Origin of the sequence: Candidatus Methanodesulfokora washburnensis (assembly GCF_003947435.1) — an archaeon.
GTDB classification, from domain to species: Archaea; Korarchaeota; Korarchaeia; order Korarchaeales; family Korarchaeaceae; genus Methanodesulfokora; species Methanodesulfokora washburnensis.
On sequence record NZ_RCOS01000130.1, the window covers coordinates 1 to 23790 of the forward strand.

The following is a 23790-nucleotide window of genomic DNA, read 5'->3' on the forward strand; positions in this document are numbered from 1 at the left end:
TGCCTTCGTCCAGTTCACGGGGTTTCCTATTCTTATGGCTGTTGCTACTGTCTCAGGCCTCTCAAAAGGCCTGAAATCTCCCCCTTCCTTGAACATCCTGACGAGAGGAGATGCTCCCTCAGCCTGTATCCCCACCATCTTGGGAAGTTTGTTTATTATTCCGGCTTCCTCCATCTCCTTAAATCCCTTCCATATGGCTGATATATTGCCCCCATTTCCAACAGGGAGGATGACAGCATCTGGAACAAATCTTAACTGATCGTATATCTCAAATGCGGCTGTCTTCTGTCCTTCCAAACGGAAGGGATTTACTGAGTTCAGTATGTAGGCTCCTATCCCCCTGCTTGCTTTGAGAACAATATTTAATGCGTCATCAAAGTTTCCCTTTATTTGGACTATGTTAGCTCCATGTATTATGGCTTGGGAGAGCTTTCCGACAGCGACCTTTCCGCTTGGCACAAGGACATAGCACTTCATCCCAGCTTTAGCTGAATAAGCAGCAAGAGAGGCAGCTGTATTTCCAGTTGAGGCACAGATCACCTTTCTCATACCAAGCTCAACAGCCTTGCTCACCCCGACAGTCATGCCCCTATCCTTGAAGGATCCCGTCGGATTTGCTCCCTCGTTCTTCAGATAAACTCCATCGCTTAGTTTGTAGATAGGAGTTCCTCCCTCTCTGAGAGAAACCCTTTCATCAACTGGAAGGAAGCTTCTGTACTTCCAAAGCGTTATATCCCTTCCATCAAAGACATTTCTCGCTTTATCCAGATCTATAACTACCTCCAAAAGGCCCCCGCAGTTGCAGCTGTAAACTACCTCATCTATTTCGTATCTTCTGTTACAATTGACGCACCTCAAGTGCATATTGATCCCCCTTTGGCTGTTCCTTTATGAAAAGGCTTTATAGCAGCAGAACTATGTATATGTCCATATATTGGTATTCCAATAGAATAGCTAACAGGTTTCTCCGACACCCACAAGACTCACCCATTATAGGGCATAAACCTTTCCATATATAAATTCGATCCACAGAGTTTTTAGGGTGTCTAAGAGATTCATAGTTGATGAACAATGTCCCCACTTACTCTTTAATAACCTTATTAATAACCTTAAGATCGCAGTTCTGAGCTTCTATTCAGAAGTCTTATATATTCTAGGCTCAGGGAACATAAACTTTTTATATTGTGCTATTCTCTCTCCTCCCAAATTTCTGGAGGAGGTGTCTGGGTGGGAATGGAAACCCTGTTAAGCGTGTTCGCGTGAGAGCTCCCGCATCTGTGGCAAATATTGGTGCTGGTTTTGATGTCCTTGCAATGGCAATAGAGGGATTCTTTGATGAAGCAGAGATAACCATATCGAAGGGAGAAGGAAGGATAAATGTGAGTTCAGCTGGTTTTGATGTTCCCTCTGGAAGAGAGAACATAGCACATGCAACCGCAGAGGAGTTTCTGAATCGCTATGGGATCAAGGGAGTTGATGTAAACATCACACTGCACAAAGGAATACCTCCCTCCCTTGGGCTTGGAAGCTCAGGGGCATCGTGTGTTGCAACTGTATATGCACTCTCCCATCTATTTGGCATAAAACTGCCGTTAAGCGAGTTTCTTGAACTAGCAGGTCTATGCGAGTGTTTCACTGCAGGATCCCCACACTACGATAATGTGGCTGCCTCAGCCCTCGGAGGAGTTGTGATAGTCGACTGTGCTAACAAAGAGGCCTACAGAATAATCCCTCCTGTGGATATACACATCGCACTTTTGATCCCGGAGCCAATTCCGAGATGCGAGAGAAAGACAGCTCTTGCCAGAAGCATCCTGCCTAAGCAAGTTGATCTCAAGACCTTAGTTTATCAGAGCTCAGCTGTTGCAAAATTAGTATATGCATTCATGACTGGAGACTTGGAGATATTGGGAAAAGCAGCATCAACAGATTTTGTGGCAGAGCCGAAAAGATCCGCCTTAATCCCATTTTACTGGGAGCTGAAGGGCTTTTCTCTCAGCAATGGGGCGCTGGGATTCAATATAGCTGGTGCTGGACCGTCTGTATTTGCCATCTGCAGATCTCCTGAGGACTCTCTCGCAGTTGCTGATGCCATGAGGAAATTTGCTTCAGAAAAGGGTTTGAAAGCTGATGTTGTCGTGACAAAAATAGCTAGGGAGGGGGTTAGCATTGTTAAATGAGAGAAAAATCGCTGTAATTGGATTTGGATCAATTGGAAGAACTTTTGTGAGGCTTTTAACAGCGAAATCACATTATATCAAGAAGCTTGCAGAACTAAGAGTTGTCGCTGTAGCTGATTCAAAAGGCATGGTTCTCAAGCCTTCAGGCTTCAGCGATTATGAGCTCATCAAATTGTGCGAGCTTCCACTGTCAGGTCTGAGAAGTCTGCCTGAATCTCTTGATCTCGACATAGATCTGCTTTACAGCGAGGTTCAGCCGGATATACATGTGGAGCTCACTCCTGCTAACTACGAGACTGGTGAGCCCGGACTTAGCAACATAGTCAATGCTATTAACAACCATGCACATGTTGTGACAGCAAACAAGGCCCCTCTTGCCCTGAGATTTTCCGAGCTCATGGACCTTGCTAGGAAAAATGAAGTGAAAATAGGGTTTAGATCAACTGTGATGGGTGGTACACCTCTTATAGACATGCTTCTCAGCATCAGAAGCTATTCTGTCGAATCGATACATGGCATACTCAATGCGACAACGAACTTCATGCTCACAGAAATGCATGAAAAGTTGATACCAATGGAGGAAGCCCTTAGAAGGGCTCAAGCAATCGGAATTGCCGAGACAGACCCAAGGCTGGATTTAGATGGATGGGATTCAGCTGCAAAAATTGTCATACTCTCAAATGTCGTGAGAAGGGAAATCAAGCTGCAGAATGTGATAAGGGAGCCCCTTAAGGTTGAGCTAAGCGATATAGCTGAATGCCTCCGCAACAACAATGTGATAAAATATGTGGCAGCTCTCGAGCCCGATGGAAAAGCCTATGTCAAGCCAATGAAGCTGAGCAGGAGGGATCCTCTAGCAGGAGTTGATGGAACTCTCAATGCCGTGAGAATTGGCACTACAATAGGAGAGATCACACTTGTCGGGAAGGGAGGAGGAAGAATCGAGACAGCACACAACGTGCTTGATGATGTAATAGGGGTGATGCTATGATAGTGGTGAAGGTGGGCGGATCTGTGCTCAAAAAGCCTGAGGATTTCCTATATACAGCAAGAAGGATAAGGGAGAAGTGGGTTGAGCTCAATGAGATCCCGATTATCGTAGTCTCGGCGATGAAAGGGGTTACAGATGAGCTTATTTCTGCATCTCTTGGCTCAATGGAGCTGTTGGAATCGGTTGAACAGAGATACATGGAGGTTGCTGATGAACTGGGATCAAGAAAGCTTGCAGATAGAGTTAGAAACGAGATAAACAGGGTAAGAGAAGCGCTGAAAAAGCCATGTAATGGAATCCTTAGGAGCTATGTGGTGTCTCTCGGGGAGAGGCTCAGCAGAATCGCAATGACCCAAGCTCTCGAGGCAGAGGGAGTTAGGGCATTTGAGGTGGATGCAACAGATGTGATAGTGACAAACAGCGTTCCGGATGACGCCATAATAGAGTACAACATAACAGCTCGAAAGCTGCTGGAATTGATTGACCTCTCTACAAGGCTGAAGGCAGCTCCTGTGATAGAGGGCTTTGTTGGAGCTGACCTAAACGGACTTGTCACAACCCTCGGAAGGGGATCTTCAGATTACACAGCCACAACAATAGCTTCTATCTTGGGCACAACTGCATATCTTGTCACCGAGGTACCGGGAATAATGACAGCAGATCCCGCTGTGGTGCCTAGTGCAAGGCCAGTTGAGATCCTGAGCTATGAGGAAGCCCATGAAGCAGCATGTCTAGGGGTGAAGGGGATGAATCCAAAGGCAATAGAGCCCTTGATGATGTTCAACTCATCAAGTGTGATTATAGGCACATGGGACTTCTGGGGGACAAAGATAACAAGCAGAAAGGTGAAAGGACCAAAGATATTGTGCCATAAGGGCTCTGCCATCTCTATTGTTGGACATGGAGTTAACAGTCACGAGTTTGCACTTAAGCTTCTTAGGTCTTTGGAGAAGCTATCAATAAAGGTAGCGAGCATGGAGTTCAACGAACTAAAGCCATTGCTCAAGCTTTCTGCCAAATTAGAAGAGGAGACGAAGGAGATCCTTGCAAGATTGTATGATAAGCTGTTTTCAGAGGTGAGCTAGATGAGGAGAAGAGCAGCTGTCCTCGGTGCCACGGGAATCGTGGGGCAGAGGCTTGTCTCAATTCTGTCCAGACATCCATGGTTTGAGCTTGTTGCAATAACAGCATCCGAGAAAAGCTCGGGTAGAAAGTATGGAGAGGCTGTGAACTGGGTTATAGAGGATCCGATTCCGGAGAGCGTTAAAGACCTAGTTTTACAGCAATCTCTCACAGATGATGTTGATATCGTGTTCTCCGCCCTTTCAGCTGATGTAGCTGCGGAAGTGGAGGTAAATCTAGCTAGAAAAGGGTATTTTGTGGTGTCAAATGCGAGCAACATGAGGCTGGATAGCACAGTCCCATTGCTGAATCCTGAGGTGAATGCTGGACATATAGAGGTCTTGGAACTTCAGAGAAAGCTGTATGGATGGGAAGGAGCGATATTAAAGGTTCCAAATTGCGTAACAGCTATATTGACGCTCGCATTAAAGCCTATTTTCGATGAATTCGGGGTGGATCTGGTAGTAGTCTCCACAATGCAGGCAATATCAGGTGCTGGCCTAAGCGGGCTCCCTGCCATGTCGATACAGGACAACATCATACCTCACATTGAGGGCGAGGAGGCAAAGGTGGAGAACGAGACAAGGAAAATATTTGGCAAGTTGGAGCAAAGAGGAATTGTCCAGTGCAGTATAAATGTGACTGCAAGCTGCCACAGGGTTCCTGTCCTAGAGGGACACTCAATTGCTGTGTTCGCAAGGTTGATGAAAAACACAGATCCTGATGAAGTTATAAGAGCTATAGAGAGCTTTAAAACAAATGAAATTAGAAACTTTGGACTGCCGACAGCACCAAAGAAGCCTATTATCGTCCGCCGTGAGGTTGATAGGCCACAGCCTAGGCTGGACAGAAAAGAGGGGATGGCTGTTGTGGTGGGCAGAATCAGAGAGGACAGGGCTTTGGGAGGCATTAAGTTCTTCGCTTTAGGGCATAACACGATAAGGGGCGCAGCTGGCACAGCTGTGCTGATAGCAGAGCTTGCAGTTGCGAAGAATCTTCTTTAAAATTTACTTTTTTCGCATACAGGGAACTCGTTGATTTCATAATTGACAGCAAGCCTATGTCAAGCTGCAAAACCTTTTAATAGATGTGGAGCATCAGGATCATGTGATAAGCGAAAGAGTCAGAGTTATGAAGAACAGAGCTCTGGAGTTCCTCAACCTATCTAAGGAGCTCTCTGAGAGAGGATTGGAGGATCTCTCATCGTTTCATGCGCACCAAGCCTGTCAGCTGAGACTTAAGGCCTCAATTCTCAGGATCCATGGGGATATCCCGAGAATACATGGCATAAGGGAGCTAATTGGAATTCTTGCCAAGATTCTGGACGAGCTGGATCGCAAAAGTGAGTCAAAATCCCTCATAAATTTCTCCAGGGATCACAGAGATGCCCTTATTGATCTGGAGGATGCGTACACTAGATCCAGATATGCGGTGGAAGGATTTACGAAGGAAGTTGTAAAGGAGATGATAGAGGCAGCTGAGGAGCTTTTTAAGCTCCTTGATGAGGTGGAGAAGAATGTTCTGGGTTAAATATCATATAGATCACTTGAGAAACTGGAGAAAGGCTGTTGAGGCTATTGCGAGGGCTGTAAAAGATATCAACAGAGAGGCTAAGGTGTACGTGATAGGAGGGGCGGCTGAGGGGAGGCTCACAATAGAAAGCGATGTGGATGTGGTAGTCTGCATCCCTGTCGGCACTAATGATAGAAAGCTCAGGAAAGAGATAATGAGAAGGGCCATTGATGTTTATGGAATGCCTTGGGATTATCCGATAGAGCTACATTTGTACGAGGAGAGGGAGTGCAAGGAAATTCTGAAACAACTGAAATACATAGAGGTATCCTGAATTAGAACTAATATTTTCAGACTTACATATTAATAGATATTATCTTCCACAACAAGACAGGGCAATCAAAACTGCGGATCGCAAGACTTTACCAACAACTGCTGAGTGTACCGTCTGGGAACTGTGAAGAATGTTTTGCAACAGCAGCATCTGTTGCCAGCCTGACAGAACCTGCTGCCTTCAGCATCAGAAGGCCGCCGAAGGATTGTTGGTAATGTTTAACATTCTCAACAAGAAATTGAGTGTGCCACCTCTATCCTCCTTTACGAATGAGAAATGATGTTTCAGTATGTTATCAATGAATTTACCCTTAGAAAGCACGAGTTTTTAAATAACTGTGTGCGGTTGTTTTCATGTGGATATGCTTGAGTTTGTCGTGCTGCTCGGCACAATAATCTCCTCCTCCGCAGGCTTGGGATACTGGCTTGCAGGAAAATTCAGCAGCCTAGAGATGAGAGTGAGCAAATTGGAACAGGATCTCAGCAGCTTAAAGCAGGACTTCACCACGCTGAAAGAGGATGTGTCCGGATTGAAGGGGCTAAGAGAGGACTTCAGCGGCCTAAAGCAGGACTTCGCCACATTAAAAGAGGATGTGCGCACTCTTAAAAGTGCTTTTGAGAGGCTTGATGAGGGAGTAAGGACGCTAAAAACAGGAATATTTGGGTTCAACGAGCTCCTCCTTGAGGTCTTAAAAGAGAAGGATATCATAACGGAAATTGAGCATACCTCCATGATGGGAGCTTTGAGAGCATATATTCCCACCTCCACATCCAAGTACTACACAGAGGAGGTAAGGAAGAAGCTGATCGAGATCCTGAACAAGAAGCCTAGTGATTACACAATGGATGATGTTTATGAGCTAAGGAGGATAGCTGATCTCATGATAAAGGAGTACTGTGAATCCGGAAGGAAGAGGGAGGATCTTCTTGATTATGCAGGCCAGCTTTATGTCGCATCTCTCATGATAAAAGTTCTCTATGTGAAGCCAAAGCTCCTTAAAGCCGGAATAAAGCCACCTGAGGAGAGATATGGATAGGGTTTACGACACAAGTTACTATTACTCATTAAATACTGTTTTCTCTAGAGCTTTTTATTAGGAAGTCTTGTTCATTGAAGGATCTGTATCTTTAAAAACATTAAGTGCTTGAAATACTGGACTACAGTTAAATCGCTTTCTCTAATGCAGTAACTAGCTCAGAGAAAAATCCGGAAGGTTAGCTAAGTGAGATCAGGACTTATCAGCAATTTAGATGGACAGCACCTCATACCATCCGAACCCAAAGCTGCTCCTCTTCCCTATGTGGGAGAGCTGGCAGAACAAAAGAGGCCTCCTTATGTGCAGTGAGATTTTGCCTGAGTACACTAAATCCCCCGATAAGAAGATCTGGTCCTCGTTCTTGTACTTGAACTTGACCTCCCTTATCCTCTCCCCTCTTAACTTCACCTTAAGGCTCTCCTCCAGCGCTCTTCTCACATCCACATCAAGCGTGCCCACATACTGTTGCATTATAGCAGAGTACTTCCTCAGCATGAATGGAAAAATATTGTAGAAATCCATGTTTTTCACAAGATCTCCACCTTTGACAAGCCTGAATGGGGTGATAAACCTGAGCATGAAAGTGTTTCCCATCCTTCTGGATAAATCTCTCGTGTTTATCCAAGTATCAGACTCATACAAATCCCCATTTTCATAGAGAATGCTTCTCTTCTTGAGAAAGGGGTTCTCGACGCATGCTCTCTTCAGCTCAAGTCTTCCCATCTTCTCCTTTGTTCCTAGCCCCTTCCTCCCCATCTCCACGACAGCTGACAGAAGCTGCTTCTCAAACCTAGTTGAGTCCCCAAAAAGAACCAAAGAGAACTCCATCTTCTCTCCCTCGGAGAAATCCGTTTTCTCAGTAGCAGGAGGTTTTATCACATATGGCTTTGTGAAACCACTGACCTTCCTCAATATCAGGCCCTTTGACGGCGTTCTGTAAAGATAACCGTAAGGACATCTGAAAATTAAATTGCAGTTTAAACAGTTGCCATCTGATATGCAGAACTTTCTCATCAAATGCATCCCAATTGCTCCTCTTATAATGTTCCCTTTCCATCTTGGGAGCCTTGTCCTCTCGAGAAACTGCATCTCGAAAGTGTAGAGCTTTGCTATCCTCAACGCTTCCATCTTCCTCGCGAAACTAAATAAATTTGATCTTCTGGATATACAGGAAAACTAGCTGCTATGAGAAGGCTAAAGGTAGGCTCAGGTATACATTTTGTGCGAATTTCTTTGCTAGAAGCTGAAGTGAGTCCTTTAAAGTTAGCAAATCACACGCTCTTCAGCCGATAACCCCCTCTAACAGGACTTTTAACGCCACTGCTTCGCAGAATTCTGAGACCTCTTGGCTCAACACCAAGTGCTTTGAGTTTATCGGCAAGTTCTGATAAAGTTGGTGCTTCTGCCAGAATACTTCCTTCCTTAAGGGCAATGTATTTGATGTTTCTTTCCTCTTCAAGCACGGCTAGGTAGCTTCTAAGGGCATTTTCAACTATTTTTGACATTCCTCTTCTCGATCCGTAAAATCTCTCAGCAACTCTTCTTAACTTCTCAGCAAGCTCACCATCTATGGAAATTGTTATAGTGCCCACATAAAAACAGGGCTGAATTCTATATTTAAGTTTAACTAGCTCTTATCTTTCGATATAAAACTTATAAGTAAGTTGCCAACTTAATATCGGAGTGAACATGGAGGGAGAAATTATTATCTAAAAATGAGTACAATATTTGTCAGGTTCTCATTCTTAGAGCATTACGAAAGGATCTACTTGCTGTTTGGCTCTTATGGAAGAGTATTATCCCAAACTGATGCCCGCCGAGGCATAGATGAGGCACACTTCACTATCGGGAGTGTGATATCATGAGAATGAGTGCAGCCAACATCTACATTGCTTTCTCTGGACTAATTGGGCTGGTTTACAACATAACCGGGGCTTACTTCATCATAATGCTCTATGAGTTTGGAATAACCTTGGAGAAAATAGGCATCATACTCTCGGTTTACACACTGACAGTCCTCCTCATAGATTATCCGACAGGCGTTGTTGCCGATATAATCGGGAGGAAGACAACTTACTGCCTAGGCTTAGCTTTGGAGGGCTCATCCCTCGTGATATTCTCCCTGAATCTCGGTTATCATGTGATGATCTTAGCTTCTGTGATCTCCGGATTTGGCGTTGCCATGATGAGCGGGAGCTTCTCAGCATGGGTTGTTGAGGAGATAAAGAAGGAAAGGGGGGACTGGGGGGAAGTTATTTCCAGAGTCTTCAGTCTGTCAAGTGGAATAGGAACAGCAGCAGGTTTGGCCTCAGGTTTTCTAGCATCTTTAATAGCGATTTTCGGGACAAGGTATCCAGTTCTCGTATCAGGAGCCCTTCTAGTGATAATCAGCTTGTTTTTGCTGGTAATAGGAGGGGACAACAGGGGAAGGCTGGAGAAGAAGCCCCTGAGGATAGTAGTGGAGGGCCTTAAGCACCTGAGGAGGAGGGAGTTCTTGCTCTGCGTGATATCATCCAGCATGATGTCGGGGGCCTTCTGGGCTTTTGCAATAACTTGGCAGCCTCTCTTTCACGATGTCCATGGGCTTGGTAAGGAGGGCTATGGGATGCTCTTCTCCATCATGCTTTTGGGAGTGAGCTTGGGGAACTTCTCTGTCCCAGTTTTATCCAAGCTTTTCTCAAGATGGAAAATATTGATCTCAGCTCTTTTAATGCGGATCCCACTGTTTATAGCATTGGGCTTGACTAGGGAGCTTTATTCAGCTGTGTTTATAGTAGTCTTAATAGAGTTCACGCTGGGGGTTGTAGGCCCATTGATGGCCACTGTTTTCAACCTCCTGATACCTTCAGAGCTGAGAGCATCCCTTTTATCTCTGAGCTCAAGTGCTGACTCCCTAACAAATACGCTTGTCGGTCCTCTAGCTGGGTTAATAGTAAGCACTTTAGGGTACTCAGCTCTCTACAATCTAGCTGCACTTATGTGGCTGGCCTCTGCCCTCTTGCTGCTTCCTGTGCTAACTGTTGTTAGCAGGACACGGACAGAGTAGCAGGGCGATGACAACCAGAAGCTCTATAGAATGTTATTTTTACTCTAAGAGGAATTCAGTAAACTAAAAGGGACTAATTAATGCTAAATGGTAAAATTAAGAAAGTATGTGATTACGCTCTCGTCAAGCTTAAAATCTCTGGCAGACATATCGAATATGAGTGTGAGTATAGAGACTATTGCAGAAACCCTCGGTTTAAAGAAAGAGGAGCTTATCAAAAACAGCATTAAGGCTTATCTAGAATCGGAGTTGAGGCGTGTGAATGCTGAAATAAACACATTGTACACAAGATATGGCGTAACATCGCTTAAAGAATTGGATGAGAAAATAAATGAAGGAAAGCTGAGCGAGACAGAAACCTTCGAAGACTTCACGAGACTTGATTACCTGGAAGCTAGGAAAGAGAAGATCGAACAACTTTTAAAGGTGCTCACTTGAGCCTAGAAATAGATGAGATCTATGCGTAGGATTTTATGAAGGAGGTTGATGGAGTGAGATTGCCTGGAATGCTTTATATTCTTGTTTCCTTCATTCCATGGATTGTTTACTGGATCTTATGTGGATTTGGAAATCCTCTAGGAATTACTGTCCCTCTCATCATTTCCATAGTTCTCATTCTGCCCCAAATCCTAAAACGGAGCTTTAACTTAATGGATCTTGTTTCCCTCATCTATTTCAGCTTAGCTTTTATTAGCACATTTATCCTAAACTTGAACATATTTTTGGAAAATAGTGGTTTTCTCGGGTATCTCGCTTTGTTCCTGATGGCATCTTTTTCCATAGCCATAAGGCAACCCTACACCCTGCAGGTTTCAAAAAGGGATTATCCAAGGGTTTACTGGAAAGATAAATCTTTTTTGACCATAAACAATATCATCACAGCTGTTTGGGCCGGGATATTCTTGTTGAACTCTGTTATTTTTCTGTTTCTCCAGTTCCCATTGACAGTTGTCCTCTCAAATCTATTTATTGCCGTTGGCATATTCTTCTCCGTTGTCTATCCTCTGAAAGCTCCTGCCCATTTTGCTTTGAAGGAGTTTAAGAAATATGATTGGAGAGTATTTGTGGATACCAGCAAGCCCAAGGCAGAGGATGAGTACGATGTAATTATCGTTGGTTCTGGAGTGGGAGGCCTTGTCTGCTGTTCTCTTCTCTCAAAGTGGGGTTATAAAGTTCTGGTTTTGGAGCAACATTATCAGGTCGGCGGTTACTGTTCCTCATTCATGAGAAAGGGGTTTATTTTCAATGCTGGGGTTGAGGATGTGAGTGGATTATGGGAGAAAGGGCCCATCACATACCTACTCAAGGAGCTCGGACTGAGAAAGGAGGACTTGTTTGTGAAAAACACCAGAGAGTATGTTTTCAAAGGAAGACACATAAGAGCTGAGAGCTTGGAGGAGTTCATCGAAATTCTCTCAGGGATGTTCCCGGATGAAAAGGAGAATATTAGAGCCTTCTTTGAAGAGGCTGAAAAAGCATATGAGGAATGCTATAGAGAGGCTGAAGTTTACGGCACACCGTTGCCAGCCGAATTGATAGTTAAAGTTTTTGGCGAGAGGAAGCTCCTTGATTATCCAAGGGAGCATCCCCACTTCTACGACTGGATAAACAAGAGCTTTAAGGAGAAGCTCGATGAGTACTTCAAAAATGAGGATTTAAAGGCTCTTCTCTGCGCATTGCTGGGCTATGTCGGAACAACACCGGATAAAACTCCGGCAAGCAGTGCGCTCACAGCGTGTGTTTCATACTACCTTCATGGAGGATATTTTCCAAAAGGAGGAGCTCAAAAATTTGCAAATAGCTTAAGAGACTTCATTGTGAACCATGGAGGCACTGTTCTGGTAAATCATAAAGTGGACAGAATACTGGTGGAGGATGGAAAAGCTGTTGGAGTAAAATCTGGGGACAGGATCTTCAGAGCACCGATTGTCGTGTCAAATGTAAACGCCAAAACAACCTTTTTAGAGCTTGTTGGAAGAGATAATCTGAAGAAGGAGTTTGTTGAGTACATAATGGGGTTGAAAATGTCCCCATCCTGCTTCATGGTTTTCCTAGGATTGGATATGGATCTATCCAGCTATCCCACGCTTATCAAGAACATGGATGATGGCTATGAAATTGTCATAAACTCGAACGCAGATCCAAGTTTAGCACCGAGAGGCAAGGCAAGCATCACAATATTAACCTCTGCCAGCTATGAGGATTTCCCGGAAAGAGGAACAGAGGAGTACATGCGCAAAAAACAGGAGCTTTCTGATATCCTGATAAAGAAAGCAGAAAAGTTAATTCCCAATTTGAGCAGGCACATAGTGGTAAAAGATGCAGCAACACCAAAAACATTTGAAAGGTATACTTTCATGCCTCAAGGAGCAATATATTCATTCGATCAATCAATTGGGGTAAAAAGACCGTATTTCAAGACTCCAATAAAGGGCCTATATCTAGTGGGTGCCTCCACATTTCCGGGAGGGGGAATAGAAGCAGTTACAATCTCAGGAATAATCTGTGCTTATGACATATATGGCTGGAAACGGCAAAGAAGAGATGATTTCAGGGCAATCGTCGCCCGAAGCTATTGTTACATCATGCCTTAAATTCGACAGAACTTCTTAGATGCTTCTAAGGGGATTCCCATGAGAAGCAGAAATGTGGCTTTGACAGCCATTATAGCAGCTCTCTATGCAGTTCTTGTCATTGTATTTGCTCCTATATCCTTTCTTCTATTCCAAGTGAGGATAGCGGATATGCTGATACCCCTATCATTGATATACGAGGTTCCTGCATCAATAGGCCTATCATTGGGATGTCTTGTGGCGAACAGCTTCGGCGGTTTGGGATGGGTGGATGTAATAGGAGGGAGCATAGCTAATTTAATGGCCGGCTTGATAGGATACATAGCAGGAAGAGGAAGGGGAAAGCTGGGCAGGTTCTTCGCAACCGTGCTGCAGACAGCAGTAGTAAGCATCATTGTTGGGACATATCTCTCCTTTCTGCTCGGAGTGAGGCTGGAAATAAGCATAACTGGAGTGCTTATCGGATCCCTGATCTCGATAAACATCATGGGCTTTATGCTGGAGGAAGCCATCAGAAGGATGAAGAGCTGAGCTATTTGCAACAGCTTCCACAATTAACTATCACCCAAGATGAGGGATTTTTAATATCCTTGTTAGAATTTATATGCACCTCATAATCTCAGATGCTCACGCTAATTACGATGCCCTCACTCGCATACTTGAGAGCGTGAGATACGACAGCGTGATATTTCTCGGAGATTCTGTTGATTATGGTCCTCAGCCTGCAGAGACCTTGGATCTGCTTAGAGAAGTCGGATCCATAATCCTTAAGGGAAATCATGATGCTGCAGCTGCTCATGGTATAAGCTGCAGGTGTGCTGAGGAGTTGAGGCCATTGAGCGGGTACACTAGGGAGAAAGTTACGATGAAGTTCCTCTCGAAGGAGGATCTAATGTTTCTAGCCGGGCTTCCGGAGAAGGTTGAGATAGAGGTAGACGGAAAGAGGATATATGCAGTTCATGCTTCGCCTAGAAATCATCTTTATGGCTATGTAATGCCGGATATTAGCGATGAAAAGCTGGCTTCCGAGCTATATGATGTGGATTCATTGAATCCTTTTCCAAGAAGACTAGATCATGACCTAATCCTCTTAGGCCATACACATAGAGCAATGATGAGGAAGCTCAAGAGCATAATTTTGAACCCGGGATCCGTCGGACAGCCGAGAGATGGAGATCCTAGGGCTTCATTCGCCCTTCTAGGGGAGGAAGTGAGGATTGAGAGAATTGACTACGATGTGGAGAATGTGGTGAGGAAGATAAAGGATTTAAAGCTTGAGAAATGGGCCGAGGAGTCCCTGATAAGCATACTGAGGAGTGGATCCACAAATAATATTAGTCGAGCGTAAATCTTATCCCTTCCTTATCAGCTTATTTGATAGCACAGAGAACTTATGGTTGAACTAACTTTGCTTGAGGGATCTGAGATGAGAGTGAGCATCTTAGTGATCCCGAATGCAAGGAAGAATGAGGTTGTAGAGGAGGGAGATCACCTTAAGGTGTATGTGACAGCTCCTCCAGTTCATGGCAGGGCAAATGAAGCTGTTATAGAAGTGCTGGCTGAATTCTTCGGTATTAAGAAAAATAAAATAAGGATAATAAGAGGGGAGAGATCTAGAGAAAAAGTTGTCGAGATACAAAAATGAAAGCTTCAGTAGCTCGGATTTATTGAAGCTTGTGCTTAAAGCACTCAAATCTGACCTCTGCTCCTAGAAGAGTATTCATCAGGTTCTTACACTATGCAGATCATTTTTATCCTTCAGCTCTTATTGTTTAAGGGTGATTTTATGGTGGAGTATGTCTTCACGGATAGGGCTCCGAAGCCCATAGGTCCCTATAGTCAGGCTGTTATAGCTGGAAATTTCGTTTTTCTGTCAGGGCAGATACCCATAGACCCAAAGACCGGAGAAATTGTTGATGGTGGAATAAGGGACCAGACCAGAAGAGTTCTGGAGAACATTAAGGCAATTCTTGAGGAAGCTGGATGCTCCCTGAACGATGTGGTCAGCGTTACGGTCTTCCTAAAGGATCTATCGCATTTTAATGATTTCAATGAAGTATACAGCGATTATTTCTCGGAGAACAGGCCTGCTAGATCGACAATTCAGGCTGCAGCCTTGCCCAAGAATGTTTTAGTGGAGATAGCAGCTATTGCTTACAAGAAATAAATAGCTCATTCCACGATCAATGGAACACAGACCTCGAACAGGTCCCCCTCTCTGTAGATCTTAAGATCAATGCAGTCCGAACCATAACTATCCTCAATAGCATTCCTCAGGTCGCTGGCTTTAACAAGCTTCCTCCCAGATGCCTCGATTATTACATCTCCAGGCCTTATGCCCTTTAATGCCGCTGGTGATCTTGGGATAACCTGAACAACTATTAACCCTTCTTTTTGGGGTATACCATACATCTGCGATATGCTGGGGTTCAATGGCGCAACTAAGACTCCTATCCATGCCTTTATCGGCCTTCCATATTTTTCTATCATCGAGAGGAATCTCTTTACGGAGTTTACCGGAATAGCGAACCCTATTCCCTGAGCAAATGGTATTATAGCAGTTGCAATGCCAATAACCTCCCCTTCACAGCTCACTATGGGACCTCCGCTATTACCTGGATTTATCGCAGCATCAGTTTGCAGTAGATCATCAAGGTATATACCGTTCGCTTCATCTATTATAATCCTTCCAATAGCACTTATTACACCCATGGAGACTGAGGTTCCCGTCAATCCCAGAGGAGAGCCTACTGCAAAGACTATCTCTCCTATCCTCACGGTATCAGAGTCACCCATCCTTAAGGGAGGAAGATCTGTATCGGTCTCTATTATAGCTAGATCCCTCATAGTATCAATAGCCCTCAGCCAGCCCTTGGAGCTAGATCCATCGCTGAAGACTATGCTTATTTCCTTAGCTCTAGCAACAACGTGAGCATTTGTCACCACTATGCCCTTCTTTGCGATAAACCCAGAACCCGCTCCCTGAAGCAATCTAGGGCCAAAGAAAAGGGATATCTCAGGAATCATCGTGTATACAGTTACTACGCTCTTGGCGATTTCTGAGACCATTGATGTAATCCTATTACTCATCTCTCTGAAGTCCACGCTCAAGCAACCACCATGAACTTAAGTGAAAATGAAAGAATATAACCTTTCCGCTCAAAGGAGGTCTTTTATCAACTTATACGCGTGCGCATTCGCTCAGGCTCATTATTTAAGATTTCTGTGCTAGTTAGCTGTCAAGGAATTTGGAAATTTGAGAACTTGACTTGTAACTGGAAGTTGTGTAAAATATAACTACTATTGTCTCAAATTGAGAGACATTGCATTCAACACAACAATCACATCGCTCATACTCATTATTAAGGCTCCCATAGCAGGCCCTATAACTATTAGCCCCGCTAAAGCTCCAGCCGCAATGGGAATTGTCAGCGAGTTATATCCTATGGCCCATAGCAAGTTTTCCAGCATCTTCTTGTAGGAGGATCTTGCCAGCCTGAAGAAATAAGCTACATCCTCTATATCGCTCCTAACTAAGATGACATCAGCGCTCTCAATAGCTATATCTGTCCCAGCACCTATGGCAATACCTACATCAGCCTGTATAAGGGCTGGGGCATCATTTATCCCATCTCCAACCATGGCAACAGCCAAACCCCTCTCCTGCATCTCCTTTATTATATTGACTTTCTCATGAGGCTTTACCTCTGCATGATAGCTATCTATTCCCAATATCTCAGAAAGCTTAGAGGCAACAGCTTTTCTATCTCCGGTAAGCATGTGTACTCTGTAACCCATTTCTTTGAGCATTTTAATGGCCCTCTCAGCCCCCTCCTTCGGCTTATCCTCAAACTCCATTACTCCAGCTAGCACTCCATCTATGAGGATCTGGATAGCTGTATTTCCTGATTCAGCTATCAGCGATTCCGATCCCACATTATTAATGGAGACCTTTTTGCCTTCCACGATCCCCTCAACACCGCTCCCCGGAACACTCCTGAATTCGCTGACCTGAGCCAGATTTATTCCCATCTCCTCAGCCTTCCTCACTATAGCTCTAGCTACTGGATGGTTTGAGAGGGAATCCAAGGAGGCAGCTAGCCTGAGGACCTCAAGCTCGTCAAACCCATTGAAAGTTTGAATTCTTTTGGCACTAAATCTCCCTTCTGTAAGAGTGCCTGTCTTGTCGAATATTATCATCTTGACGTCCTTAGCTCTTTCTAACGCCTCCTTCGACCTGAGCAATATTCCCCTGCTGGAGGATAGCATAGCTGTCCTCTGTATAACTATTGGGATCGCCAGACCCAATGCATGGGGACAGGCTACCACAACAACCGAGACTGCTCTCTCTATGGCGAAACCCAAGCTTGAGCTGTTTAATAACCAGTAAGCTAGAGTGATTATCCCGGAAGTTATGACGAATATTGTGAGGAAAAATGCTGCCCTATCAGCTATCTCCTTAAATCTAGATCTTGAGGATCTTATCTCCTTGATCAATCTCTCAACTTGCCCTAAATAGCTTTCCTCTCCTGTCCTTGTGACTTTGATCTTCACAGCTCCCTCTAGATTAATACTGCCTGCTATAACATTTCCGCCCTTCCCCTTGACTACAGGAGCGGACTCTCCCGTCAGAATGGATTCATTGAATGAGGAGATGCCATCTACTATCACACCATCTGCAGGAACTTTCTCCCCTGATTTAACAAGAACTAGGTCTCCAGGCTTCAGCTCCCTCACAGGGACGTCCTTATAACCATTATCCGAGATTAGATGGGCCTCATGGGGGAGAAGCCTTACCAGTAGATCCACTGAGCTTGTAGCTGCTGAGATCACCTTGGCCTCTATGAAATGTCCTATCAGCATTATGTCAATCAAAAGAGCGAGTTCAAGGTAGAAGGTTTTTGGTTCTCCTAAAATAAAGGAATATAAACTATAGAGAAATGAGGCTGATATCCCAATGGAGACGAGCAGCATCATCCCGATATTTCTCTCCTTAATCTCAGATATTGCTCCTCTGAGGAATGGATAGCCTCCATAGAGAAAGAGAAGTGAGGCTGAGAGGAGACCTATGATATCTCTATACCTGAGCAGAAGCCCCAAATCCTTAGCTACATCCGATGTTAAAAAAATTGGGATTGTTAGAATGAGAGAGACAACGAGCCTTTTTCTGAGGTCTGAGATATGATGGGCATGATCCCGGTGATGGCCTTCACTCAAATAGCGTTGTGGATCTTTTGAGAACTCCTCCATGCAGACTCTAGAGCAGAAATAGTATTCTTGCCCTTGGTACATGAGTTTGTATTTTGTCTTTTTGGGATCGACATCCATCCCGCATACCGGATCCTTAACCATAGTTATCTAGGGCTCACGGCTAACATCTTTTTAAAGTTTTATAATAAAAATAAGGATTTATACACTTCTAACACCTAATTCGTTTGTATAATCTATAGTATGATTTCTAATTTATGTAATCTTGGATCCTGTGTGCTGCTAAAAGTTTGTCCTGATAGAAGACAGAAATTGTTATATTCTGTTCTCTGCTAAGACAGGATGTGGAGATAGCATTTGAGGAGTGGAACCTATACGCTAGAAGGAGGGAGTTAAGGGAGAGAGAAGTCGATTTCTCAAGAATAGAGTCAAATGCAAGGGATAAGATAGTTGCAATAACCGGGATAAGGAGATCCGGAAAATCGAGCCTCCTCATGCTGCTTCTGCAGAGGCTGCTGAGGAGAGGTGAGAGAGCTGCTTACATAAACTTGGAGGACAGCAGGATAAAGAGCTCAAAAACAGCTCTAGATGACGTAATAAAGTGGTTTGGGGATTCAGGATACCTCCTTCTAGATGAGATAACAAATGCCCATGACTGGGAAAACTGGCTCCTCAGAGCACACGAGCTTCTGAAGGGAAGGCTTTTTCTGATAGTAACTTCATCAAGAAGGAGGCTTATAGTTCCTTCCAAGCCCCTCAGAGGGAGGATAATACCTGAGGAGATATATCCCCTCTCCTTCAGGGAGTTCCTCAGGTTCAAGGGGATAGAAGTTGAGCGCACGACAGCAGGTATTGGGAGACTTGAGAGAGCGCTTGAGGAGTACCTGATCTATGGAGGATTTCCCGAGGTGGTGCTATCAGAGGATAGAGTGGATAAGATAAGGATATTGAACTCATATTTCAGGGACATAATAGTTCTGGATGTGGCCGAGGTGGCTGAGGAGAGCGTAACTCTGACGGAGATATTCGGGAAGTATGTCATTGAAACCCCCTACTTCTCGGCCTCAAAGTGTCACAATTTCCTGAAGAGCCTTGGGTTCAGAATCGGGAAGGATTCAATTCTCAAGCTGGAGAGAATATCTCAGGAGAGTTATCTATTCTTCTTTATTCCAATATTCTCAAGATCGATTAAGAACAGGCTTCAGTACCCGAGGAAGGCATATCTTGGAGACACTGGCTTCATGTATGCCATATCGGGAAGAGTTGATATGGGGAGGATATTCGAGAATACTGTCTTTCTTGAGCTCAGGAGGAGGATGAGGCCAAATCAGAACATAGGATACTGGAGGAACAGGGAGGGTCTGGAGGTGGACTTTCTGTTGCTCGAGGGGATAAGAGCTGAGGGGATGATCCAAGTCTCATACGATATAGACAGGTCGGAGAAAAGGGAGATAAAGGGATTGATATCTTGCTCCAAGGAGACGGGGCTTAAGGAGGGCATCATAATAACTAGGGATAAGGAGAGTATAAGAAGGGTTGATGGAGTTGAGATAAGGCTAATTCCCTTGTGGAAATGGCTTATTGAAGGATAATTTGTTGACTTTTGTGTTCATATTTCAGGTATTAATTGATTATGTTCCCGCATATTATCTTTATTCCAAGCTCTTTAGCCCCGTCATAGGCCTTCCTGTCCACATTTACCGTCACCAGCAGCATTTTCTCGATTCTTTTCCGGGAATATTCTCCTTTATGGGAAGAGCCTCACATGATCTAGCTCAGCGCTAGACTTAACCTCTATCAGAAAGAGCTGCCTCATGATTTTCGATAAAAGTAGTTCCTCTCTTTTTTGAATACCCATTATTAATTAGCTTAATTATATGGATCCATTCAGCAAAGACCTTAAGAATCCATAAAGCACCGACTCGAATATGAAGGAGGATGTTAATAAAAACACCGAAAATATAGCTAGCTTGACCGAGAAAGCAGATAAAAACACAGAGAACATAGCCAAGCTTACTGAAAATGTCAGCAAGCTCCTTAAAGAAACAGAAAGGCTTAGAGGAAGGGATGTCGAGCTGAGGACAGTGTTAATGCTACGGGAATGGTTCAGAAGGCATGCCCCGGATTATGAGGTTTTCATGTGGGATGGAACAGGAGCTGATCTGCTTGTTGAGGGAAAGGGGATTCTTGCATCTATTGAGATAACTATAAAGCCGAAAGCAGAGGATATAAGGCAGATAAAGAGCGGAATTGGTGCTATAATGGATGATTGGGGTAGAAAACCTGATCTTCTGATAGTTTACTCCAGATCCGGGATCATCCCAAAGAAGGTAGCTGAAATAGCAGAGAAAATGGGTGTTAAGCTGGCAAGAAGGCCTGCAGATATAAAGAGAATGCTGAATCTACAATCCTCCTCGCATTGATCGTGTTCTCAGCTTAGAAGTTTTTCAGCAAAGCTTCGCATCGGCTTAAATATTCCTGCTTAAGAATCACTGGATAGACAACCATATCTGCCCTATAATGGCAGAGCCTCATTGAAAAATTTCAAAGAAGTAGAAAAATTGAAAATAGTAATTTCGCTCAGCAAGGTAAAAAAAAGCGCCAGTTCATCATGCCCTATGGACAGGGATATCGAGAGCAAAATTATATATTTTCAGTATTGCGGTGAGATAAATACGGAAAAGGTCCTTCATGCAGCAAAATTGAGGTGCGAGGAGAGGGGGATAAAGAAGGTTGTTATAGCATCCGAGACGGGGAGAAGTGCGATAAAGGCGCTTGAGATATTCAGGAATACAGGGATAAAATTGATAGTCGTGACCCACTATCCTAGCAAAACATGGGGGCCGAGGGGAGATATACCGATAGGGCTGAGGAGGAAGGAGTATGCCGAAATCCTGAGGAAACTTGAGGAGAATGGTGTAAGGGTAGTGCAGGGAACAAGGCCATTTGTGCCCCCATCAAGGTCTATAAACTGGGAATATCCCACTCCTGAAGCCATAATAGACAGGACACTTGAGGTGTTCGGGGCTGGGACGAAGATAGCAATAGAGGTAGTTTTAATGGCGACAGATGCAGGTGAGGTGGAGCCAGGAGAGGAAGTGGTATCATGTGCTGGTACATATAAAGGCTTAGACACAGCACTTGTTGTGAGAGCTTCTCACAGTGGGGGATTCTTCAAGGAGTTTGAGGTAAGGGAGATAATAGCAAAGCCCATCAGAAGGGTAAAGGAGCTGCCTGAGTACAAGTATGAGGGCTGGAAGGGGGATCTAGACAAGTATTACAGAATTCAATGAGATGCGCGCACATCTCCTCTGCAGGAAAGAAAATCTCATCTCTGCTCAGGCTCAGGAGAATTAAGTAATCTTCCACGCATGGAAGAAAAAGCTGCTTTCGAGACTCTTCTTCACCTTCTTACTTTCCTCTTTATCAGCTTCTGTCTAACTCTTCTGCATAGATCTAGGTCCCCTTCATTAATCTCTTTCCGAATATAGAGGCATTTTCCAGCCGTTGGATTCCTGCTAATATTTATTAATATAAATATCTTAGTAAAAAATAAGTAATGCCCATGGGATTACCAATAGTAATGCTTAAATAGATTACTTTTTGTTATTCTTTTGGTGATGCCATTGCGTACTATCACAGTCAAGGTGGATGAGGAGCTCAGGAGGAGGATGAGCTCCATCGAGATAAACTGGTCTGAGTACATTAGAGAGGCTATAAGGCAGAGGATAGAGCTAGAGGAGAGGAAAAATGCAGCAAAAAAGCTTCTGGAGGAATTAAAGATAGGAAAGCATGCTGTTCCAAGGGGATTTATAAACAAAACAATAAGGGAGATGAGGGAGACCCGTTGACCGTCTACGTAGTGGATGCCTCCGTTGCTTCAAGATTCCTTCTAGTTGAGGATTTATCAGAAGAAGCAAAGCTGGTCCTTGAGGGCTTTCTTGAGGGAAAATTTGATCTAAGAGCACCGAAATTAGCAATATATGAGGTCGGAAACACGCTGTGGAAGGCTGCCAGACAGGGGTTTATAAGTCAAAAAGAGGCAGTTCAAAAGTTTTCATATTTTCTCGGTCTCAAAATAGGCTCAATAGAGCTTGATGAAAGAGAATATGAGGAAGTTCTGGAGTGGAGCATTGAGAGAAATGCGACATACTATGACAGCATGTACGTAATGGCCTCAAAGAAGATAGGGGCAATCCTCCTGACAGCCGATGATGACCTGTATGAGAAGGCTAAAGGAGAGATCCCAGCTCTGCACCTGAGGAATTATCGGAAATATAAATAGGAGAAATCTGGTCAGGAGAAAGGAAATCAGCCTAATGGACGTGCGCATAGAACCAAATTTTAATAAGCTCTCCAAAAAATGGATCCCCGTGCTAAGGCTTCCTAACAGAAAATGAAATTCAGTTATAAAGCTAAAAATGGGAATACTGCTACTCCAGCCTTCATAACACTTTACCTGTCAATGTCCTTCATTAGACATGCACCATGCTTATTTCTCCAATGCAGCAAGAACCTCCTTTATAAAAGCCTCCCTATCATCGAGTATGAAGGAACTTATGAGCCTACCGTTTACAATTACACCTTCGGAGATCCCGCGTTTCTCAGCCTCGGCAGGCTCCTCCAAACTGTTTATCCACCTGATGCGCACGTTATGTACAGCCTTCTCTATCTCCTGCCCGGACTTCTTTAAGAATAAATATGACCATGGACAGAAGGAAGAGCCATAGATTATCACCACCTTTCCCTTGTCATCCTTCTGCGGCATGTAGCTTGGTCTGCTTTGCTTAACGGGCGTGTAGACGAAGCCGTGCTTAAGAGGATAGTACAACAGGCTAGGGTCTTCTTCCACTTGCTTGAAACCCATGTCTATAAAGAAGTTTCTAGCTGGATACTGGCCGGGCATCTCCCCTGGAAAAGGCTTAGTCACGAGCGCTAATGGAGGTTTACCACCGAACCAGCTTTTAGGGCTCCTCATATCCTCAATGAGACTAGTTAAGAGCTTTTTTCCAACACCCCTCCTCCAGTGCTCCTTGTATGGGACAAATATGCAGATTATGCGGACAACCATCTCATCAGGAACAGGAGTATATTGGATCAGCCCGGCAGGAGATTCTCCCACATATGCGATCTTGGCAACTGAACCCCAACGCTTGAGCATGTCTCTTGCCCAAATTTTCTTCAGCTCAACCCCTTTCATGAAGACAGGATCATTCTTCCTATCAGGTGGCATGCATAGCATGCAAAGATCATCGAGATTATTCTCAGACGCTTCAACCACTGTTATGCTCACATAATATTTTCTTTCACTCACTATTTAAGATCTACTGCTAAGGTTTTAATATATTAAAGGTATTTTAAGCTAGCAAGAAGGTGAAAATATGTTGTTTAGGGATTTCGAGAACTTCGCCAAATGGTATGCTGAGCTCGGCAAGATGAGGATATTCTGGGCCAAGCCCGTGAAAAGCATTAGTTTGTTGAGCGGGGAGAGGAAAATTGTTGGCGTAAAATGGGTTATCAGAGGCAAAATCAGGGATGCAGTTCTCCTCATCTCAGAAACACGGAATGATATCGACCTTGAGGAGTACAGTGGCTCAACAAAGATATTGATTGTTCCCGAGACCTCTCCTATTGATTTAAGCCTTGTAGATGCCAGATCAGCTCTTTACTTCTGGGATGTGAATTCAAGGATATTGGAGCCAAATGAAAATGTGGAGATAAAAGCATACTCTGAGTGGGATAAAGGCGAGCTGGAGAAATTTAAAGGGATACATAAGCAGAGCTGGGG

The 23790-nt window shown here is 44.1% G+C and carries 26 protein-coding genes; 20 read left to right on the top strand and 6 right to left on the bottom strand.

What is annotated here, in order from left to right:
* A partial coding sequence (gene thrC, locus D6D85_RS11185; protein WP_125672121.1) for a threonine synthase occupies positions 1–864 on the bottom strand: 864 nt, incomplete at its 3' end.
* 395 nt (positions 865–1259) lie between these two features.
* Between thrC and D6D85_RS11190 the strand changes: the two genes are divergently transcribed.
* From D6D85_RS11190 to D6D85_RS11220, 7 genes are all read left to right on the top strand, one after another.
* Positions 1260–2180 carry a homoserine kinase gene (locus D6D85_RS11190; protein ID WP_161969840.1) on the top strand — a complete coding sequence of 307 codons (921 nt, stop codon included), beginning with the start codon at positions 1260–1262 and terminating at the stop codon, positions 2178–2180.
* On the top strand, positions 2170–3171 hold the full coding sequence (locus D6D85_RS11195; RefSeq protein WP_125672123.1) for a homoserine dehydrogenase: 1002 nt from the start codon (positions 2170–2172) through the stop codon (positions 3169–3171). Before D6D85_RS11190 ends, D6D85_RS11195 begins: the two co-directional genes overlap by 11 nt.
* A complete protein-coding gene (locus D6D85_RS11200; protein ID WP_125672124.1) occupies positions 3168–4256 on the top strand; it encodes an amino acid kinase family protein in 1089 nt (362 codons plus the stop codon). Before D6D85_RS11195 ends, D6D85_RS11200 begins: the two co-directional genes overlap by 4 nt.
* Complete coding sequence (gene asd / locus D6D85_RS11205) at positions 4257–5297, top strand: aspartate-semialdehyde dehydrogenase (RefSeq protein ID WP_125672125.1); 1041 nt, start codon at positions 4257–4259, stop codon at positions 5295–5297.
* A gap of 103 nt (positions 5298–5400) precedes the next feature.
* Positions 5401–5823 carry a HEPN domain-containing protein gene (locus tag D6D85_RS11210; protein ID WP_125672126.1) on the top strand — a complete coding sequence of 141 codons (423 nt, stop codon included), beginning with the start codon at positions 5401–5403 and terminating at the stop codon, positions 5821–5823.
* Positions 5810–6139, top strand: coding sequence for a nucleotidyltransferase domain-containing protein (locus D6D85_RS11215; protein ID WP_125672127.1), 330 nt, complete (start codon positions 5810–5812; stop codon positions 6137–6139). The genes D6D85_RS11210 and D6D85_RS11215 overlap by 14 nt, the downstream gene beginning before the upstream one ends.
* Positions 6140–6500: 361 nt before the next feature.
* The gene (locus D6D85_RS11220) at positions 6501–7175 is read left to right on the top strand and encodes a hypothetical protein (protein WP_237558837.1); all 675 of its coding nucleotides are present in this window, start codon (positions 6501–6503) and stop codon (positions 7173–7175) included.
* Positions 7176–7385: 210 nt separating this feature from the next.
* Here D6D85_RS11220 and cas6 read toward each other — a convergent pair whose 3' ends face one another.
* Both cas6 and D6D85_RS11230 read right to left on the bottom strand, forming a co-directional pair.
* A complete protein-coding gene (gene cas6, locus D6D85_RS11225; RefSeq protein WP_237558838.1) occupies positions 7386–8294 on the bottom strand; it encodes a CRISPR system precrRNA processing endoribonuclease RAMP protein Cas6 in 909 nt (302 codons plus the stop codon).
* A gap of 152 nt (positions 8295–8446) precedes the next feature.
* Positions 8447–8767, bottom strand: a complete 321-nt coding sequence (locus D6D85_RS11230) for a CopG family transcriptional regulator (RefSeq protein ID WP_125672130.1) — start codon at positions 8765–8767, stop codon at positions 8447–8449.
* Between the two features lie 269 nt (positions 8768–9036).
* On the opposite strand from D6D85_RS11230, the gene D6D85_RS11235 reads away from it, so the two are divergent.
* The 7 genes from D6D85_RS11235 to D6D85_RS11265 all read left to right on the top strand — a co-directional run bounded on the left by D6D85_RS11235 (position 9037) and on the right by D6D85_RS11265 (position 14961).
* Entirely contained in the window at positions 9037–10221 is a 1185-nt protein-coding gene (locus D6D85_RS11235; RefSeq protein ID WP_125672131.1) for an MFS transporter, read from the top strand.
* Between the two features lie 162 nt (positions 10222–10383).
* Positions 10384–10659, top strand: coding sequence for a hypothetical protein (locus tag D6D85_RS11240; RefSeq protein ID WP_237558839.1), 276 nt, complete (start codon positions 10384–10386; stop codon positions 10657–10659).
* A gap of 53 nt (positions 10660–10712) precedes the next feature.
* Complete coding sequence (locus D6D85_RS11245) at positions 10713–12815, top strand: phytoene desaturase family protein (RefSeq protein WP_237558840.1); 2103 nt, start codon at positions 10713–10715, stop codon at positions 12813–12815.
* A 39-nt stretch (positions 12816–12854) separates the two neighbouring features.
* Complete coding sequence (locus tag D6D85_RS11250; protein ID WP_125672134.1) at positions 12855–13325, top strand: QueT transporter family protein; 471 nt, start codon at positions 12855–12857, stop codon at positions 13323–13325.
* A 73-nt stretch (positions 13326–13398) separates the two neighbouring features.
* Complete coding sequence (locus tag D6D85_RS11255) at positions 13399–14142, top strand: metallophosphoesterase family protein (protein WP_125672135.1); 744 nt, start codon at positions 13399–13401, stop codon at positions 14140–14142.
* Between the two features lie 45 nt (positions 14143–14187).
* Complete coding sequence (locus tag D6D85_RS11260; RefSeq protein ID WP_125672136.1) at positions 14188–14439, top strand: DUF167 domain-containing protein; 252 nt, start codon at positions 14188–14190, stop codon at positions 14437–14439.
* Between the two features lie 141 nt (positions 14440–14580).
* Positions 14581–14961, top strand: a complete 381-nt coding sequence (locus D6D85_RS11265) for a RidA family protein (RefSeq protein ID WP_125672137.1) — start codon at positions 14581–14583, stop codon at positions 14959–14961.
* Positions 14962–14966: 5 nt separating this feature from the next.
* Here the strand turns inward: D6D85_RS11265 and D6D85_RS11270 are convergent, their stop codons facing one another.
* Both D6D85_RS11270 and D6D85_RS11275 read right to left on the bottom strand, forming a co-directional pair.
* On the bottom strand, positions 14967–15899 hold the full coding sequence (locus D6D85_RS11270; RefSeq protein ID WP_125672145.1) for a S1C family serine protease: 933 nt from the start codon (positions 15897–15899) through the stop codon (positions 14967–14969).
* Between the two features lie 195 nt (positions 15900–16094).
* Entirely contained in the window at positions 16095–18146 is a 2052-nt protein-coding gene (locus D6D85_RS11275) for a copper-translocating P-type ATPase (RefSeq protein WP_125672138.1), read from the bottom strand.
* Between the two features lie 200 nt (positions 18147–18346).
* Between D6D85_RS11275 and D6D85_RS11280 the strand changes: the two genes are divergently transcribed.
* From D6D85_RS11280 to D6D85_RS11300, 5 genes are all read left to right on the top strand, one after another.
* Entirely contained in the window at positions 18347–19594 is a 1248-nt protein-coding gene (locus tag D6D85_RS11280; RefSeq protein WP_125672139.1) for an ATP-binding protein, read from the top strand.
* Between the two features lie 336 nt (positions 19595–19930).
* Positions 19931–20425 carry a hypothetical protein gene (locus D6D85_RS11285; protein ID WP_125672140.1) on the top strand — a complete coding sequence of 165 codons (495 nt, stop codon included), beginning with the start codon at positions 19931–19933 and terminating at the stop codon, positions 20423–20425.
* Between the two features lie 195 nt (positions 20426–20620).
* Positions 20621–21295 (top strand): pyruvate kinase alpha/beta domain-containing protein, encoded by a 675-nt coding sequence (locus D6D85_RS11290; protein WP_125672141.1) that lies wholly within the window; start codon positions 20621–20623, stop codon positions 21293–21295.
* A gap of 327 nt (positions 21296–21622) precedes the next feature.
* Positions 21623–21853, top strand: coding sequence for a hypothetical protein (locus tag D6D85_RS11295; protein ID WP_237558841.1), 231 nt, complete (start codon positions 21623–21625; stop codon positions 21851–21853).
* Positions 21850–22287, top strand: a complete 438-nt coding sequence (locus D6D85_RS11300; RefSeq protein WP_161969841.1) for a type II toxin-antitoxin system VapC family toxin — start codon at positions 21850–21852, stop codon at positions 22285–22287. The genes D6D85_RS11295 and D6D85_RS11300 overlap by 4 nt, the downstream gene beginning before the upstream one ends.
* Before the next feature lie 207 nt (positions 22288–22494).
* Here the strand turns inward: D6D85_RS11300 and D6D85_RS11305 are convergent, their stop codons facing one another.
* Positions 22495–23295: a GNAT family N-acetyltransferase gene (locus tag D6D85_RS11305; RefSeq protein ID WP_125672144.1), complete on the bottom strand. Its 801-nt coding sequence runs from the start codon at positions 23293–23295 to the stop codon at positions 22495–22497.
* Between the two features lie 88 nt (positions 23296–23383).
* Here D6D85_RS11305 and D6D85_RS11310 point away from each other — a divergent pair.
* Positions 23384–23790, top strand: a 407-nt coding sequence (locus tag D6D85_RS11310; RefSeq protein WP_133308318.1) for a hypothetical protein, incomplete at its 3' end; no start/stop codon positions are given.